Annotated in this window: 15 protein-coding genes; 3 read left to right on the top strand and 12 right to left on the bottom strand. The window is 60.3% G+C overall.

The features are described 5' to 3' along the window. Window positions 1-38 precede the first annotated feature (38 nt). Together OIU19_RS06550 and OIU19_RS06555 are read right to left on the bottom strand one after the other, a co-directional pair. A complete protein-coding gene (locus OIU19_RS06550; RefSeq protein WP_186557702.1) occupies window positions 39-809 on the bottom strand; it encodes a TerC family protein in 771 nt (256 codons plus the stop codon). Between the two features lie 66 nt (window positions 810-875). Further along, entirely contained in the window at window positions 876-2183 is a 1308-nt protein-coding gene (locus tag OIU19_RS06555; RefSeq protein WP_186557703.1) for a CitMHS family transporter, read from the bottom strand. A gap of 267 nt (window positions 2184-2450) precedes the next feature. On the opposite strand from OIU19_RS06555, the gene OIU19_RS06560 reads away from it, so the two are divergent. Continuing rightward, window positions 2451-2852 carry a GFA family protein gene (locus OIU19_RS06560; RefSeq protein WP_264234305.1) on the top strand — a complete coding sequence of 134 codons (402 nt, stop codon included), beginning with the start codon at window positions 2451-2453 and terminating at the stop codon, window positions 2850-2852. Between the two features lie 88 nt (window positions 2853-2940). Here OIU19_RS06560 and OIU19_RS06565 read toward each other — a convergent pair whose 3' ends face one another. The 10 genes from OIU19_RS06565 to OIU19_RS06610 form a co-directional block, all read right to left on the bottom strand. Continuing rightward, entirely contained in the window at window positions 2941-4899 is a 1959-nt protein-coding gene (locus tag OIU19_RS06565; protein WP_264234307.1) for a DUF4105 domain-containing protein, read from the bottom strand. Next, entirely contained in the window at window positions 4896-5216 is a 321-nt protein-coding gene (locus OIU19_RS06570) for a DUF2388 domain-containing protein (protein WP_186557706.1), read from the bottom strand. The genes OIU19_RS06565 and OIU19_RS06570 overlap by 4 nt, the downstream gene beginning before the upstream one ends. A 37-nt stretch (window positions 5217-5253) precedes the next feature. Continuing rightward, complete coding sequence (locus OIU19_RS06575; RefSeq protein ID WP_264234310.1) at window positions 5254-5547, bottom strand: DUF2388 domain-containing protein; 294 nt, start codon at window positions 5545-5547, stop codon at window positions 5254-5256. 88 nt (window positions 5548-5635) lie between these two features. Further along, the gene (locus tag OIU19_RS06580; protein ID WP_264234312.1) at window positions 5636-5953 is read right to left on the bottom strand and encodes a DUF2388 domain-containing protein; all 318 of its coding nucleotides are present in this window, start codon (window positions 5951-5953) and stop codon (window positions 5636-5638) included. A 295-nt stretch (window positions 5954-6248) separates the two neighbouring features. Further along, complete coding sequence (locus tag OIU19_RS06585) at window positions 6249-6461, bottom strand: DUF1127 domain-containing protein (protein ID WP_186557709.1); 213 nt, start codon at window positions 6459-6461, stop codon at window positions 6249-6251. A gap of 321 nt (window positions 6462-6782) precedes the next feature. Beyond that, window positions 6783-8276, bottom strand: a complete 1494-nt coding sequence (locus tag OIU19_RS06590) for an acetyl-CoA hydrolase/transferase family protein (RefSeq protein ID WP_264234314.1) — start codon at window positions 8274-8276, stop codon at window positions 6783-6785. A 179-nt stretch (window positions 8277-8455) separates the two neighbouring features. Beyond that, entirely contained in the window at window positions 8456-9892 is a 1437-nt protein-coding gene (locus OIU19_RS06595) for an NAD(P)(+) transhydrogenase (Re/Si-specific) subunit beta (protein WP_186557711.1), read from the bottom strand. A gap of 2 nt (window positions 9893-9894) precedes the next feature. Next, the gene (locus OIU19_RS06600) at window positions 9895-10209 is read right to left on the bottom strand and encodes an NAD(P) transhydrogenase subunit alpha (protein WP_008097413.1); all 315 of its coding nucleotides are present in this window, start codon (window positions 10207-10209) and stop codon (window positions 9895-9897) included. Window positions 10210-10220: 11 nt separating this feature from the next. Next, entirely contained in the window at window positions 10221-11342 is a 1122-nt protein-coding gene (locus OIU19_RS06605; protein ID WP_264234319.1) for a Re/Si-specific NAD(P)(+) transhydrogenase subunit alpha, read from the bottom strand. Between the two features lie 428 nt (window positions 11343-11770). Next, window positions 11771-12688: a LysR family transcriptional regulator gene (locus OIU19_RS06610; RefSeq protein WP_264234321.1), complete on the bottom strand. Its 918-nt coding sequence runs from the start codon at window positions 12686-12688 to the stop codon at window positions 11771-11773. A gap of 175 nt (window positions 12689-12863) precedes the next feature. Here OIU19_RS06610 and OIU19_RS06615 point away from each other — a divergent pair, with 175 nt between their 5' ends. Together OIU19_RS06615 and OIU19_RS06620 are read left to right on the top strand one after the other, a co-directional pair. Next, window positions 12864-14045 carry an acyl-CoA dehydrogenase gene (locus OIU19_RS06615; RefSeq protein ID WP_264234322.1) on the top strand — a complete coding sequence of 394 codons (1182 nt, stop codon included), beginning with the start codon at window positions 12864-12866 and terminating at the stop codon, window positions 14043-14045. 15 nt (window positions 14046-14060) lie between these two features. Beyond that, window positions 14061-15281: a CaiB/BaiF CoA-transferase family protein gene (locus OIU19_RS06620; protein ID WP_264234324.1), complete on the top strand. Its 1221-nt coding sequence runs from the start codon at window positions 14061-14063 to the stop codon at window positions 15279-15281. Window positions 15282-15805: the final 524 nt, after the last annotated feature.

A 15805-nucleotide genomic window follows, 5' to 3' on the forward strand; every position in this document is an offset into this window, starting at 1 on the left:
AAGGCCCCGGAGGGCCTTTCTTGATTGCGCGCCTGAGCTTATTGACCAGGGATGTCCTTGCGCAGTTTCACCGCATCGTGCTCTTCGCCGCGTTTGCGTGCCCGCGCCGTGCGCATGCGAATGTTGATCGCTTCCACCGCCAGCGAGAAGGCCATGGCGAAGTACACGTAGCCTTTTGGCACATGCACGTCGAAGGATTCGGCGATCAGCACCGTACCGACGACGATCAGGAACGACAGTGCAAGCATCTTCAGCGAAGGGTGCTTGTCGATGAAATTACTGATGGCACCGGCGCAGAGCATCATCACCAGCACTGCCACGACGATCGCGGCGATCATCACCGGTACGTGCGAGACCATGCCTACGGCGGTGATCACCGAGTCCAGCGAGAACACGATGTCGATGATGGCGATCTGGATGATGGTGTAGATGAACTTGCCACCCGCGCCCTTTGGCTCTTCCGGGTTTTCGTCTTCACCTTCCAGGCCGTGGTAGATCTCCTGGGAGCTTTTCCACAGCAGGAACAGGCCACCGAAGAACAGGATCAGGTCGCGACCGGAGATGCCTTGGCCGAACACTTCGAACAAATCGGCAGTCAGGCGCATGACCCAGGTAATCGAGAGCAGCAGCAGGATGCGGGTGACCATGGCCAGGGCCAGGCCGAAGATCCGGGTGCGTGGCTGCATGTGCTTGGGCATGCGGCTGACCAGGATCGAGATCATGATGATGTTGTCGATACCGAGAACGATTTCAAGTGCCGTCAGGGTGAAAAAGGCAACCCAGATTTCCGGGCTGGTCAGCCATTCCATGTGTATTCCTTCGAACGTTAAAAGGCGATGCACCCGGTAGGGCGCATCGCTGTAGGGCGTATGTATTTACAGACTGCTGAACAGTGGGAAAGTCCCCAGGAGCAATGCGCCGAGCATTATGCACATGCACACCAGCACTGCCCACTTGAGCGTGAAGCGCTGATGATCACCGAACTCGATCCCGGCCAGTGCGACCAGCAGGTAGGTTGAGGGTACCAGCGGGCTGAGCAGGTGTACCGGTTGTCCGACGATCGACGCTCGGGCCATTTCCACCGGGGTGATGCCGTAGTGGCTAGCGGCTTCGGCCAGCACCGGCAGTACGCCGTAGTAGAAGGCATCGTTGGACATGAAGAAGGTGAACGGCATGCTGACGATCGCCGTGATTACTGCCAGGTACGGGCCGAGCGCATCCGGAATCACCGCCAGCAGGCTCTTGGACATGGCGTCGACCATGCCGGTGCCGGACAGGATGCCGGTGAAGATGCCTGCGGCGAAGATCAACCCGGTCACGGCCAGGACGCTACCGGAGTGGGCGGCGATGCGGTCCTTCTGCTGTTGCAGGCATGGGTAGTTGACGATCATGGCGATGCTGAAGGCCACCATGAACAGTACCGGCAGCGGCAGCAGACCTGCGATCAGGGCGATCATCAGGACCAGGGTCAGGGCGCCGTTGAACCAGATCAGTTTTGGCCGGCGTGCTTCTGGGAACTGCGAAACGCTGATGCCACTGTGGTCGATGTCATCGGTCGGCAGGTGCAGCTCACCCAGGCGGGCCCGCTCACGTTTGCCGTACATGTAGGCGATCGCCAGGATGGCGATGACGCCGAAGGCCATGGCCGGGATCATCGGCACGAAGATGTCCGACGGATCGACATGCAGGGCGCTTGCGGCGCGCGCTGTAGGGCCACCCCAAGGGGTCATGTTCATCACCCCGCCGGCCAGGATGATCAAGCCGGCCATGATCCGCGGGCTCATGCCTAAGCGGCTGTACAGCGGCAACATCGCTGCGCAGCAGATCATGTAGGTGGTGGCGCCGTCACCGTCGAGCGATACCACCAACGCCAGCACGGCGGTGCCGACCGAGACTTTCAGTGGGTCGCCCTTGACCGCCTTGAGGATCAGGCGCACGGCCGGATCGAACAGGCCGGAGTCGATCATCAGGGCAAAGTAGAGAATGGCGAACATCAGCATCACGCCGGTAGGCGCAAGCTTGCTGATGCCTTGCAGCATCATCGGGCCGATATCGGAGGAGAAACCACCGAACAGGGCGAACAGGATCGGAACCAGGATCAGGGCGATCAAGGCCGACAGGCGCTTGGTCATGATCAGGTACATGAAGGTGATGACCATGGCAAAGCCGAGGAAGGTCAGCATGGCGATACTCCAGGCGTGGCGCGGCGAAAGAGAAAAGACGCTTCGGGCGAATCAGCGCGTGGGGCGCTGTGCGTGGAATAGCCGGAGGGGGACTGCGAGAAGGCGGGCACAGGAATACATCAGAATCACCATTGTTGTTGTCGATTGGGCCGGGCGCGGAACAATCCGGGGGCCCTGGCTGACCGGTCTTGTGCCGGTAGTGGGGCTATCCTATGAGCGCAAGCTTTCAGCCAGCTTTCGCTACGGCAAAGGTGACGAGAGGTAATCATGTCCGAATTTTACGAGGGAGGCTGCCATTGCGGCGCCCTGCGCTATCGCTTGGAAGGGGATCTGACCGACATCGCTCATTGCCACTGCTCGATCTGTCGGCGGGTCAGCGGCGGGTTGGTGGTGACCTGGTTGACCCTGCCGCGCAGTGGTTTTCGATGGCTCAAGGGCAGGCCGCGGATGTATGTGGCACCGACCAGTTGCAGCCGGTTTTTTTGCGGCGACTGTGGCGCGCATCTGGCGCTGAGCACTGTGCACAGTCCGCAGACCATCGATGTGACCGTGGCGACCTTGGATCATCCAGAGAACGTACGGGCCACCCGGCACATCTGGACCAGTAGCCGGTTGCCTTGGCTGCATCTGGATGAGCAGTTGCCTGGGGAGGCTGAGGAGCATCTCTAATTTGGCTCTGTGGCCTTAACGCGGGGCAAGCGTGGGAGCGGGCTTGCCCCGCGATGAGGCCTGAACTGACCGGAAAAAGCTCAGGCCGTCAGGGCAACTGCAAGCCACCGGCAGCCTTGTGCAGCTCCCGCAGGTGCTGGCCAATCTGCTTGACGTTCGCCTCGACCGCCGCAATCGCCTTGGCCCGGGCCGGATCGAGCAGCGCCCTCACCTCTTTATCCAGGTCGGTGCTCAGGCGTAGCAGCTGCGCCTGCCGCTCACTGCTGACTTTTTCCAATTGCTTACGCTCCTCTGGCTGCGGCAAGCCATAGCCGTCGGTGCCCAGCAATTCTGCCGGTCGGCTGAGGAAGCCGCTATTGGCCAGCATCTGCTGCAGGGTCTGATTGGCTTTATCGATGCTGCCATCCTTGAGCGCAGTGGCATTCAGGTACCGCTGCTTCACTTCATCCTGAGCCAACAGCAATTGCTGGCGCAGCGCAGCCTGCTCCAGCAACAACAACGCGGCACTGGTGCGCATGTCGGCGCGCGCGAACCATGGCCGGCGCTGGTCGGCCTCCAGGGCGAGCCAGTCCTCGACCTTCTCTTGCTTGACCGGTAACTGCTTTCTAAGCACATCGAACATGGCCTGGTAGCGATCACGGTAGGAGTCGAAGCGGTATCCCAGGCGCAGGGCCTCACGGGGATCATCGAGCACGCTGGTATCGGCCAGGCCGCGTCCCTTGAGCACCGCGAGCAGGCCGTTGGGCATGATGCTGTCGAGGTCGTTCAGGGCTGGGTTGGCAGTTCCGCTGCGCAGCAGCTTGAGGCCTTCCACTGCGCAGTTGTTGGACAGGAACCAGTAATTGCCGTCGTAGCTCCAGTGCATCTCCGCCGCTTGGCGAACCAGGTTCTCGACCTCGTCGCGGTTGAGCCGCAGCGGCACCGAGGCCAGGCTGCGCAGCTCGGTCTTGGTGTATTCGTCGATCACCTGACCCAGCGGCAGCACGAACAGCCGTGACGGATAAGCGCCTACCAGGCCGTCCCAGCTGGACAGCTGCACGTCATTGACGAAGGCCCGGTAGGACAGCACCAGGTGCTGGTCCAGGTCCAGCCGGCAATCCGGACCCCGCGGCCGACCGGGTGCACAGATGACTAGGCGCAGCATGCTGTGGCCCCAACGGCTGACCAGGTTCTGGTTGGCCTCGGCGAGCAGGTAGTCGACCTCATAAACCCGTTCCGGGTCGATCTCGCCCAGAGGTTGGCGGGCGAAGTCGTTGCCGGCATTGATGAATGGCAAGCCTTTGGCGCACGGGGTTTGCGGTGGAGTCCAGGCGAAGTGCTGCTGCAGGTACTGGTTCAGTGCCGGGCGGCGGCAACCATAGCTGGGGTCAAGCAGGAAGTACTCCATGTTGACCGCAATGTATTCCTTGGGGCTGCTCAGCTCATAACTGTCGGGGCTGCGCGCCACCTGGGCGTTGTGCTGTTCGCGCTCGCCGCGCCGGCCAACGTACTGCTGCCAGCCAGCCAGGTCGAGCAGGCGTGGATCGTCGCTCAAGGTGAAGCGGCGCTCGGCTTGTCCACGGCAGTCTTGCGGCAGGCCGATCTTGCCGAGGGTGTCCTGCTGGCGCTTGCAGCGGGCGATCATCAACCGCTCCTGGGTCGGCCAGAGACGGGCGCGGTCGTAGATGTGGGTCAGTTCGTGAAGGACTGTGGCCAGTAGTTCTTGCCGCACAGTGCCATGCGGACGGTTGGTACGCTCGCGGGCAGCGCTGCCATCGACCAGGCTGGGCAATAGCCGGCGGTTCAGCTCGAGGGTGGACACCAGCGAAGCCTGGCCATAAGCATCAGCGGGCATGCGCTCGCTCCAACTGACTTGGATGCGGCGGTCGAGCTGTTGCTTGAAGCGGGGGGGAAGTTTGGCCAGGGCCTCGTCGAGCAAGGCCTGGGTGGCTTGCTGTTGTTGCTGATCAAGCCCAGACACCTGCAGGTCGAGCTGCAGGTCGGCTAGCGCAGGCATGCCCAGCAGCGTCAGGACGCAGCCGAGCAGCCAGGCACGCATGTGCTTCACAGGGCCAGGATGGCTTCGGCCAGTACCTGATCGCTGGCATCACGCGCCTCAGGCACGCGATGGCGAATGGTGGTGAAGGCGGCTTCGAGCTGCGCGCCGCGGATATCGCCTTTGCTGGCGACGAAGCTGGCGGCGTCGTCATGGGCATCTTGGACGATTTTCGAGTCGCGAATCGAAGTGGTGGTGTCCGAGGTGAAATCGATCGAACGGCCAAAGGCCCGCACGATGATGTTGCTGGTGGCCACCAGGGTCTGTGCCTGTGCCAGGTCGGCCATTACCAACATGCCGAGGGTGGCGGCGATCAGCGTCTTGCGCATGGAGCATCTCCGAAGGAATACAGGGAGTCGAATATGGTTATTGGACGAGAATTGCTTCTGCCAGTTCAAGGTCGCCGACAGAGTGATAGCCGCTGTCATGACGCAGTGTATCCAGCGCTGCTTGCAGACGAGCGCCACGGATCGAGCCATCGGTGGCGACAAACGCTGCGGCATCGTCGCGGGCCTGCACGACCAGTTTGCGGTCGAAGGGCGCGCTGGTCACTTTGCTGGTGACGTAGCCGCTGGCAACCAGGGTTTGGGTAGAGACGTCCATGGCATGGGCGCTTCCCATACCGGCGAGGGCAAACAGCAAAGGCAACAGATAACGCATCGGACTTCTAAAGGCTTAGGCTTGGATGGCGAAGGCTACCGCGGATACACCGGACGGAGCCAGTGTATCCGGGCGTGAAACCTGCGGCTTAGAGCGCGAGGATGGCTTGCGCCAATTGTGCGTCGCTGGCTTGCAGGGTGGGCGCCTGCTGGCGAATGTGAATGAACGCACTTTCAAGCTTGGCACCGCGGATGGCGCCTTGGCTGCCGACAAAGCTGGCAGCATCGTCGCGGGCGGCCTGGACAATCTTGTCGTCACGGAACGACGAGGAGACATCAGAGGTGGCATCAGTAGAGGCGGCAACTGCACCTACGACCGCATCGGTGGTAACGATGAAGCTAGTGGCGTTGGCAGTGCCGGCCAAGGCCAACAACAGGGCGGCGCCAAACAAGTGGTTACGGGACATGGTCGGAGACTCCTGCATAGGGTCGAGATGGTTCTGGTTATCGGACGCTCGCTAGGCTCATCACGGTACTTTATTTAATGAGCCGTTCAAGTAAGCGTAACACGCGTTGCTGTTTCTGGATGTGACGCGGGTGGTTAGCAATACAATTGTACTGGTATGTTTCTGTTTCTATGAAACTGTACTGTTCGCGGGGCAAGGCGCTCTAATTCGCACCTTTGAAACAAAAAACCCGTCGCAGTTCCCTGCAACGGGTTTTTGGAATTCTCGGTGCCGGCCGAAACCGGCTAGCCAGTGCTTAGCGCCAGAAAGGCTTGCTCAGCTCTTCGTAACGCTGCGACTCGCTGATGCCGGCGTCAGCCAGAAGGCGACCATCCAGGCGGGCCAGCTGACGGCGGCTGGCGATGCGGCGTTGCCACAGCAGAAGCGTGGAGAAAGCGCGCAGTGGCAGCGAAGCGTTGGACTGAGCGTTGTTTTCAAAAACCAGACCGGAACTGAGGGTGCGTTCCATGATGTTTCATCCTTCCGCTTGTGGCGGCATTAGGTAGTGATTTAACTGATGCCAATGATCCTCCTCTCTTGTCCATAACAGTAGGTACAGTTCATCTGTATTGCGCGGGTTCAGTTAACTGATTATGCGCACTGTTGCACCCGAAATTGGCGTAACTGTACTGGTCTGCACAGATGTGGTGCGTTTATGAGAGTTGGGGGGAGATTTACCAGGGGAGGACTGAGATTTTACCGGTACAGTTGTACAGTTTTTTGGTTTTACTGTGTTTAGCTGTTCCGGTCGATGGACATTGCGCACCATCGACCGGATAGCTGTGCTGGATCAGCTGGCGAGCATGCGCCCGCTTTCTTCCAGGTTTTCGTGCCAGCTCAGCGCTTCACGCAGGATGTGCGGGGTATGGCCGCCACGCTGGCAGGCGCGTTCGAAGTAGTCGTTCAGCGCCGCGCGATAGTCCGGGTGGACACAGTTGTCGATGATCGCCCGGGCGCGCTCGCGAGGCGCCAGGCCACGCAGGTCAGCCAGGCCTTGCTCGGTGACCAGGATGTCCACGTCATGTTCGGTGTGGTCAACGTGGCTGACCATCGGCACCACGCTGGAAATCGCGCCGCCTTTGGCAATCGACTTGGTGACGAACACCGCCAGGTGCGCGTTGCGGGCGAAGTCACCCGAGCCGCCAATACCGTTCATCATCCGGGTGCCGCAGACGTGGGTGGAGTTGACGTTACCGTAGATGTCGAACTCCAGCGCGGTGTTGATGCCGATGATGCCCAGGCGACGCACCACTTCTGGGTGGTTGGAGATTTCCTGCGGACGCAGTACCAGCTTGTCCTTGTAACGCTCCAGGTTGCCGAACACGTCGGCGTTGCGCCGGCTCGACAGGGTGATCGAGCTGCCCGAGGCGAAGCTCAGCTTGCCGGCGTCGATCAGGTCGAAGGTCGAGTCCTGGAGTACTTCGGAGTACATGGTCAGGTCTTCGAACGGCGAATCGATCAGGCCGCACATGACCGCGTTGGCGATGCTGCCGATGCCGGCTTGCAGCGGGCCGAGCTTGTTGGTCATGCGGCCAGCGTCGACTTCACTCTTGAGGAAGTTGATCAGGTGGTTGGCAATACCTTGGGTCTCATGGTCAGGCGGCAGTACCGTGGACGGCGAGTCGGGCTGGTCGCTGATGACGATGCCGACGATTTTGGCCGGGTCGATCGGGATCGCGGTGCTGCCAATGCGGTCGTCGACCTTGATCAGCGGGATTGGCGTGCGGGTCGGGCGATAGGTCGGGATATAGATGTCGTGCAGGCCTTCGAGGTTGGCGTTGTGCGACAGGTTGATCTCGACGATCACTTGCTTGGCGAAGATCGCAAAGCTGGCCGAGTTGCCCACCGAAGTGGTCGGCACGATGTGGCCTTGCTCGGTAATGGCCACCGCTTCAATGACGGCGATGTCCGGCAGGGTCAGTTGCTTGTTGCGCAGCTGCTCGACGGTTTCCGACAGATGCTGGTCGATGAACATCACCTGGCCATCGTTGATGGCTTTGCGCAGGGTGCTGTCGACTTGGAACGGCATACGGCGGGCGAGCACGCCGGCCTCGGTCAGTTGCTTGTCCAGGTCGTTGCCAAGGCTGGCGCCGGTCATCAGGCTGATTTTCAGCGGCGACACTTTGGCGCGTTCAGCAAGGGCATGGGGTACGGCTTTGGCTTCGCCGGCGCGGGTAAAACCGCTCATGCCGACGGTCATGCCGTCCTGGATCAGGCCAGCGGCGTCGGCCGCACTCATTACCTTGCTGTGCAGGGAGGACAAGCGGATACGATCACGGTACATGGATTGTTATCTCGGGCTACTGAGGCTACTGCAGCGCAGTCTAGAGATTTCGCCCGTCGCCGTCCCACGACCATGGTCGTATGAGAAGCCCTGCAATAGAGCCGTTGATCTGGATCAAGCAAGTAAAAACCCCCGGGAATAAATCACCGGGGGTTTATGCCTATCTATATAGAAGGACTTTATTCCACTGCCTTGACCATGTCTTCGATGACCTTCTTGGCGTCGCCGAACACCATCATGGTCTTGTCCAGGTAGAACAGCTCGTTATCCAGCCCGGCATAGCCACTGGCCATGGAGCGCTTATTGACGATGATGGTCTTGGCCTTGAACGCCTCAAGGATCGGCATGCCAGCGATCGGCGACTTCGGATCGTTCTTCGCCGCCGGATTGACCACGTCGTTGGCGCCAAGCACCAGCACCACGTCAGCCTGGCCGAACTCGGCGTTGATGTCCTCCATCTCGAACACCTGGTCGTAGGGCACCTCGGCTTCAGCCAAGAGCACGTTCATGTGCCCAGGCATACGCCCGGCTACCGGGTGAATGGCGTACTTCACGGTCACGCCGTTGTGGATCAGCTTTTCGGTCAGCTCCTTGAGGGCATGCTGCGCGCGCGCCACCGCCAGGCCGTAGCCAGGGACGATGATCACAGTGTCAGCGTTGCTCAGCAGGAAGGTCGCGTCGTCCGCCGAACCTGATTTGACCGGGCGCTGCTCTTTAGAGCCGGCCGCCGCGCCGGTGTCCGCCTCGCCGCCGAAACCGCCGAGGATGACGTTGAAGAACGAGCGGTTCATCGCCTTGCACATGATGTACGAGAGAATCGCACCGCTCGAACCGACCAGGGAGCCGGCGATGATCAGCATCGAGTTGTTCAGCGAGAAACCGATGCCGGCCGCTGCCCAGCCCGAATAGCTGTTGAGCATCGACACCACCACCGGCATGTCGGCGCCGCCGATTGGGATGATGATAAGCACGCCCATGATGAAGGCCAGAACCAGCATCAAGGTGAAGGCGCTGTAGTGGCCGGTGAAGGTGAACAGCAAACCCAGGGCGATGGTGGTTAGGCCGAGGATCAGGTTCAGCTTGTGCTGGCCCGCGAACTGTACTGGTGCGCCCTGGAACAGGCGGAACTTGTACTTGCCCGACAGCTTGCCGAAGGCGATTACCGAACCGGAGAAGGTAATGGCACCAATCGCAGCACCGAGGAACAGCTCCAGCCGGTTGCCGGTCGGGATCGGATCGCTGATCAATGCGACGATGCCCATCGATTGCGGCTCGAGCACTGCGGCGATGGCGATGAACACTGCTGCCAGGCCGATCATGCTGTGCATGAAGGCGACCAGTTCTGGCATCTTGGTCATCTCGACGCGCTTGGCCATGATCGAGCCGGCAGTGCCGCCGATCAACAGGCCGAGCAGGACGTAGCCGATACCGGCGGTGGCCAGCTCGGCGCCGAGCTTATAGATCAGGCCCACGGTGGTGAGCATCGCAATGCCCATGCCGATCATGCCGAACAGGTTGCCGCGGCGTGAGGTGGTCGGATGCGACAGGCCCTTCAGCGCCTGGATGAAGCAGACCGAAGCGACCAGGTAGAGAAGCGTTACCAGATTCATGCTCATGCTTACTTCTGCGCCTCGTTCTTGGTTTTCTTCTTGAACATTTCCAGCATGCGCCGGGTAACCAGGAAACCACCGAACACGTTGACTGCCGCCAAGGCCACGGCCAGGGTGCCCATGACTTTGCCGGCCGGAGTCACGGTCAGCGCAGCAGCAAGCATGGCGCCGACGATGACGATCGCCGAAATGGCGTTGGTCACCGCCATCAGCGGGGTGTGCAGAGCCGGGGTGACGTTCCATACCACGTGGTAGCCCACGTAGATGGCCAGCACGAAGATGATCAGGTTGTAGATGCCGTGGGAAATCAGCATGTCTTCCATAGCCGTGCTCCTTAACCGTTCTTACGGATGACTTGGCCGTCGCGGCACATCAGGCACGCAGCGACAATGTCATCTTCGAGGTTGATCACCAGCGCACCGTCCTTGTCGAACAGCAGCTTCATGAAGTCCAGCAGGTTGCGGGCGTACAGCGCCGAAGCGTCTGCCCCGACCTGGGCTGGCAAATTGGTGGGGCCGACGATGGTCACGCCATTTTCTACCACTACTTGGTCAGCCACGGTCAGCGGGCAGTTGCCGCCTTGTGCTGCAGCCAGATCGATCACCACGGAGCCGGGCTTCATCTGCGCCACGGTCTCGGCGCTGAGCAGGGTCGGTGCCTTGCGGCCCGGGATCAGTGCGGTGGTGATGACGATGTCGGCCTGCTTGGCGCGCTCGTGCACCGCTTGTGCCTGGCGCTGCATCCAGCTGGCGGGCATGGGCCGGGCATAGCCGCCGACACCTTGCGCACATTCGCGTTCTTCATCGGTCTCGTAGGGGACGTCGAGGAACTTGGCGCCAAGCGACTCGATCTGTTCCTTCACCGCCGGGCGCACATCCGAAGCCTCGATCACTGCGCCCAGGCGCTTGGCCGTGGCGATGGCCTGCAGGCCGGCAACGCCGGCGCCAAGAATCAGCACGCGGGCGGCTTTCACCGTACCGGCGGCAGTCATCAGCATCGGCATGAAGCGCGGGTAGTGATGCGCGGCCAGCAATACCGCCTTGTAACCGGCGATGTTGGCCTGCGACGACAGCACATCTAGGCTCTGCGCGCGCGAGGTGCGTGGCGCCGCTTCGAGGGCGAAAGCGGTGACGCCGCGTTCCGCCATCTTGGCGATCAGTTCGTTGTTGAACGGGTTGAGCATGCCGATTAGCAGGCTGCCACTGTTGATCAGGGCAAGCTCCTGTTCGCTGGGGGCAACGACCTTGAGTACCAGTTGCGCGCCGAAGGCATCGGCGGCGGTACCGAGGGAGGCGCCAACGGCTTCATAGGCACTGTCCGGAATGCTGGCGTTGAGCCCTGCCCCCCGTTGGACGGTGACCTGATGGCCTTGGCCAACCAGCTTCTTGAGGGTTTCGGGGGTCGCAGCGACCCGCGTCTCGCCCGTCTGCGTCTCGAGAGGAACACCAATGTGCACGACTTTTCTCCTGCGGTGACCTTCTTATCTTTATTGAGCTGGCATGCGCGGGGTTGAATCCGCGGCACTTCGCCAGCGTAGCCGTAAGGCTCGAACCCGCCGGATCCCGGGCGGGCGAAGCATTTTGCAGATGAATACGTAGGCCTTCAACCGGTTCTGGAGCGATACGAAGTTAAAACTACAAGTCACCCTGTGACCGTATGTCGCAAGGGTATGGCTGCAGCCCGTCAAACATAGGCTATTGGGAGATTAGGGGAGAAATTAGATTATTTTTAACAAATTTCGCTGACAGCTGGGCGAATGTCGCAAATAGGTCTGAAACCCGCGCAGTATGCAGGGTTAAGCAAGAATTCAGGGTATACGCAACAGTTTATTGAAATGCGACAATTCAATACATCTGTAGGTGTTTAAAATAATTGACTACCGAGTCAAGTTGTCGCATCTGCTGGGTGGGTGGAGGCGTACAAGCGTGCCTGTGCTATCAGCCAGTCGCGGAAGGCGCGCAGCGACGCAGACTCCACCTTTCGCTCAGGAATCATTAGATAGTAGGCCTTGTTACTCGATAGCGCATGCCTGTTGGCGACCACCAACCTATCCTGCTCCAGCTCGCGCTGGATCAAGAACGGTGGAATCAGCGCGATGCCCATCTCGTGCATGGCGGCTTGGGCGAGCATCGAGAACAGTTCATAGCGAGGGCCGGTCATGTCGCCCTCCACGCTCATCCCCAAGCCGTCGAACCACTGTCGCCAGGCATAGGGTCGGGTGGTCTGCTGCAGCAGCGGCAGTTCGGCGATGCGCTTGGCATCGAGTTCGCCGTGGCCGCTGAGCAAGGCTGGGCTGCACACTGGCAGGGGGTTCTCACCCATCAGGCGGTGGGACTGGGTGCCCGACCAGTCGGCATCGCCGAAGTAGATCGCTGCATCGAACGCGGTATCGGCGAACAGGAATGGCCGCGTGCGGTTGGTCAGGTTGACGGTGACCTCTGGGTGGCAGTGCTGGAAGTCCTTCAGGCGCGGCAGCAGCCACTGGGTGCCGAAGGTCGGCACCACCGCCAATTCGATCACATTGGCGCCCTGCTGGCGCATTACCGACAAGGTATCGCGCTCGACCGCGTCCAGCTGTGCTGCCACCTGTCGGCTGTAGGATAGGCCGGCTTCGGTGAGTTTTACCCCGCGACGCGAGCGGCGAAACAGCTCGACATTCAGGAACTCCTCCAGCCCACCAATTTGTCGACAGACGGCGCCTTGGGTCAAGGCCAGCTCCTGGGCGGCCTTGGTAAAGCTCTCGTGACGCGCTGCGGCCTCAAAACAGACCAATGCAGTAGTACTGGGAATCTTGCGCCGCATGTACGTCAACCTCACTTGTCTGGCTTTAAGTATGCTGAATTGCAGATTTTCGAAGTGAGAAAATATCACTAAACCGTGCGTAATCCTCGTTTGTCCCGACGGCCGAACAGGCCTAGGATCAATGCACAAGAACATTGCCCACGCACCCTGCTTCCCTATTCCGAGGATTTCGCTCATGGCCGGCAAAGCAAGCTTCAACTGGATCGACCCGCTACTGCTCGATCAGCAATTGACTGAAGAAGAGCGCATGGTGCGTGACAGCGCTTATCAGTTTGCCCAGGACAAGCTGGCGCCGCGCGTGATCGAGGCGTTTCGCCATGAGCAGACCGATCCGAAGATCTTCCGTGAGATGGGCGAAGTCGGCCTGCTCGGCGCTACCATCCCAGAGCAGTACGGTGGCAGTGGGCTGAACTACGTCTGCTACGGCCTGATCGCCCGTGAAGTGGAGCGCATCGACTCCGGCTACCGCTCGATGATGAGCGTGCAATCTTCGCTGGTGATGGTGCCGATCAACGAATTCGGCAGTGAACAGCAGAAGCAAAAGTACCTGCCCAAGCTTGCCAGCGGCGAGTGGATTGGTTGCTTCGGCCTGACCGAGCCCAACCACGGCTCCGATCCAGGCGCGATGATCACCCGGGCGCGCAAGGTTGATGGCGGCTACAGCCTGACTGGCAGCAAGATGTGGATCACCAACAGCCCGATTGCCGATGTGTTTGTCGTGTGGGCCAAGGACGATGCCGGGGACATTCGCGGCTTCATTCTGGAGAAAGGCTGGAAAGGCCTGAGCGCCCCGGCGATTCACGGCAAGGTCGGCCTGCGTGCTTCGATCACCGGCGAGATCGTCATGGACGGCGTGTTCGTTCCTGAAGAAAACATCTTCCCTGAGGTGCGTGGTCTCAAAGGCCCGTTCACCTGCTTAAACTCGGCCCGCTATGGCATCTCCTGGGGTGCCCTGGGTGCGGCAGAAGCCTGCTGGCACACCGCGCGCCAATACACCCTGGATCGCAAGCAGTTCGGCCGTCCTCTGGCCGCCAATCAACTGATCCAGAAGAAGCTGGCGGACATGCAGACCGAGATCACGCTGGGGCTGCAGGGCTGCCTGCGTCTGGGGCGGATGAAGGATGAGGGCACCGCTGCGGTGGAAATCACCTCGATCATGAAGCGCAACTCCTGTGGCAAGGCGCTGGATATTGCCCGCCTGGCCCGCGACATGCTCGGCGGCAACGGTATTTCCGATGAGTTCGGCGTAGCCCGTCACCTGGTTAACCTTGAAGTGGTCAACACGTATGAAGGTACCCATGACATCCACGCGCTGATCCTCGGTCGCGCGCAGACCGGCATCCAGGCGTTCTATTAATAGAGGAGCTGGGCCATGGGGGCGTTATCACATCTGCGGGTGCTGGACCTTTCGCGTGTGCTGGCCGGGCCCTGGTCTGGGCAGATCCTCGCCGACCTTGGGGCTGACGTGATCAAGGTCGAGCGTCCGGGGGCAGGTGACGATACCCGCTCCTGGGGGCCACCCTTCCTCAAGGATGCCTATGGGGAGAACACCAGCGAGGCGGCCTACTATCTGTCTGCCAACCGCAACAAGCGCTCGGTGACCATCGACTTCACCCAACCAGAAGGTCAGCGTCTGGTGCGCGAACTGGCGGCGAAGTCGGATATCGTCATCGAGAACTTCAAAGTCGGTGGCCTGGCGGCCTATGGGCTGGACTATGCCAGCCTGAAGGCGGTCAACCCCAAGCTTATCTATTGCTCGATTACCGGCTTTGGTCAGACTGGGCCGTATGCCAAGCGTGCCGGCTATGACTTCATGATCCAAGGGCTGGGCGGGCTGATGAGCCTGACTGGTCGCCCAGAGGGTGAAGAAGGTGCCGGGCCGGTGAAGGTTGGCGTTGCGCTGACCGATATCCTTACCGGGCTGTACTCCACCGTGGCGATCCTGGCTGCCCTCGCCCACCGTGACCAGTCAGGGGTGGGGCAGCATATTGATATGGCGTTGCTGGACGTGCAGGTGGCCTGCCTGGCTAACCAGGCAATGAACTACCTCACTACAGGCACTGCTCCGCGTCGGTTGGGGAATGCCCACCCCAATATCGTGCCATATCAGGACTTTCCCACTGCCGATGGTGATTTCATCCTTACCGTGGGGAATGATGGGCAGTTCCGTAAATTTGCCGAGGTCGCTGGGCAGCCGCAATGGGCGGACGATCCGCGCTTTGCGACTAATAAGCTGCGGGTCGCCAATCGGACTGAGCTGATTCCGCTGATTCGCCAGGCCACAGTGTTCAAGACCACAGCCCAGTGGGTTAGTGAATTGGAACAGGCCGGCGTGCCATGCGGGCCAATCAACGATTTGGCGCAGATGTTCCAGGACCCGCAGGTATTGGCTCGTGGATTGGCGGTTAGCATTGCGCATCCGCTGGCGGGCAGCGTACCGCAGGTGGCTAGCCCTATTCGGCTGTCTGAGACGCCGGTGGAGTATCGGCAGGCGCCTCCTCTATTAGGGGAGCATACCGAGGCTGTACTGGAAGAAGTGTTAGGGCTGGATGGCCAGGCTGTGCAGCAGCTGCGTGGGGCTGGTGTGCTCTGATTCGCTTTATACCTATATAAGCAGGGAGGCCGGCAGGCCTCCCTGCTTTGTTGCTAGCGCTTTAACTGCACGCCTCTCTCTGTTGCACCCCGCTGCACTCTGTGGAAGCGGGCTCGCCCCGCGATTCTGACCCTAATTTCACCAATATTACGGGTTATTGAAATTAAGGGTTGACGGCCTCTCAGATCCCCTTATAATGCGCCCCACTTCCAGCGTAGTTGGAACGGAAAACTCCTTGATTATCAACGAGTTAGATGTTTCAGGCGGTACTGGAGGTGCTTCGATCTTCTGATCGGCAGCGGTGAAAAAGGTAGTTGACAGCAGCTTGTAACGCTGTAGAATTCGCCTCCCGCTACGAGAGATCGCAAGCGAGTCAAGTGTTTGAAGTTGAACGAGTTTCTCGCCAAATACTTCGAAATAAACGCTTGACAGACACAGAGGAAAGCGTAGAATGCGCGCCTCGGTTGAGACGAAAGGCTCTTAACCAAACGCTCTTTAACAAATTGAATCAAGCAATTCGTGTG

The sequence above is a fragment of the Pseudomonas sp. BT-42-2 genome, from assembly GCF_025847435.2.
Taxonomy (GTDB): domain Bacteria; phylum Pseudomonadota; class Gammaproteobacteria; order Pseudomonadales; family Pseudomonadaceae; genus Aquipseudomonas; species Aquipseudomonas urmiensis.

Excerpts from the sequence above, each read along its gene's own strand:
- OIU19_RS06550 (WP_186557702.1), bottom strand. The coding sequence starts at position 809 with ATGGAATGGCTGACCAGCCCGGAAATCTGGGTTGCCTTTTTCACCCTG.
- OIU19_RS06555 (WP_186557703.1), bottom strand. The coding sequence starts at position 2,183 with ATGCTGACCTTCCTCGGCTTTGCCATGGTCATCACCTTCATGTACCTG.
- OIU19_RS06560 (WP_264234305.1), top strand. The coding sequence starts at position 2,451 with ATGTCCGAATTTTACGAGGGAGGCTGCCATTGCGGCGCCCTGCGCTAT.
- OIU19_RS06570 (WP_186557706.1), bottom strand. The coding sequence starts at position 5,216 with ATGCGCAAGACGCTGATCGCCGCCACCCTCGGCATGTTGGTAATGGCC.
- OIU19_RS06575 (WP_264234310.1), bottom strand. The coding sequence starts at position 5,547 with ATGCGTTATCTGTTGCCTTTGCTGTTTGCCCTCGCCGGTATGGGAAGC.
- OIU19_RS06580 (WP_264234312.1), bottom strand. The coding sequence starts at position 5,953 with ATGTCCCGTAACCACTTGTTTGGCGCCGCCCTGTTGTTGGCCTTGGCC.
- OIU19_RS06585 (WP_186557709.1), bottom strand. The coding sequence starts at position 6,461 with ATGGAACGCACCCTCAGTTCCGGTCTGGTTTTTGAAAACAACGCTCAG.
- OIU19_RS06590 (WP_264234314.1), bottom strand. The coding sequence starts at position 8,276 with ATGTACCGTGATCGTATCCGCTTGTCCTCCCTGCACAGCAAGGTAATG.
- OIU19_RS06595 (WP_186557711.1), bottom strand. The coding sequence starts at position 9,892 with ATGAGCATGAATCTGGTAACGCTTCTCTACCTGGTCGCTTCGGTCTGC.
- OIU19_RS06600 (WP_008097413.1), bottom strand. The coding sequence starts at position 10,209 with ATGGAAGACATGCTGATTTCCCACGGCATCTACAACCTGATCATCTTC.
- OIU19_RS06610 (WP_264234321.1), bottom strand. The coding sequence starts at position 12,688 with ATGCGGCGCAAGATTCCCAGTACTACTGCATTGGTCTGTTTTGAGGCC.
- OIU19_RS06615 (WP_264234322.1), top strand. The coding sequence starts at position 12,864 with ATGGCCGGCAAAGCAAGCTTCAACTGGATCGACCCGCTACTGCTCGAT.
- OIU19_RS06620 (WP_264234324.1), top strand. The coding sequence starts at position 14,061 with ATGGGGGCGTTATCACATCTGCGGGTGCTGGACCTTTCGCGTGTGCTG.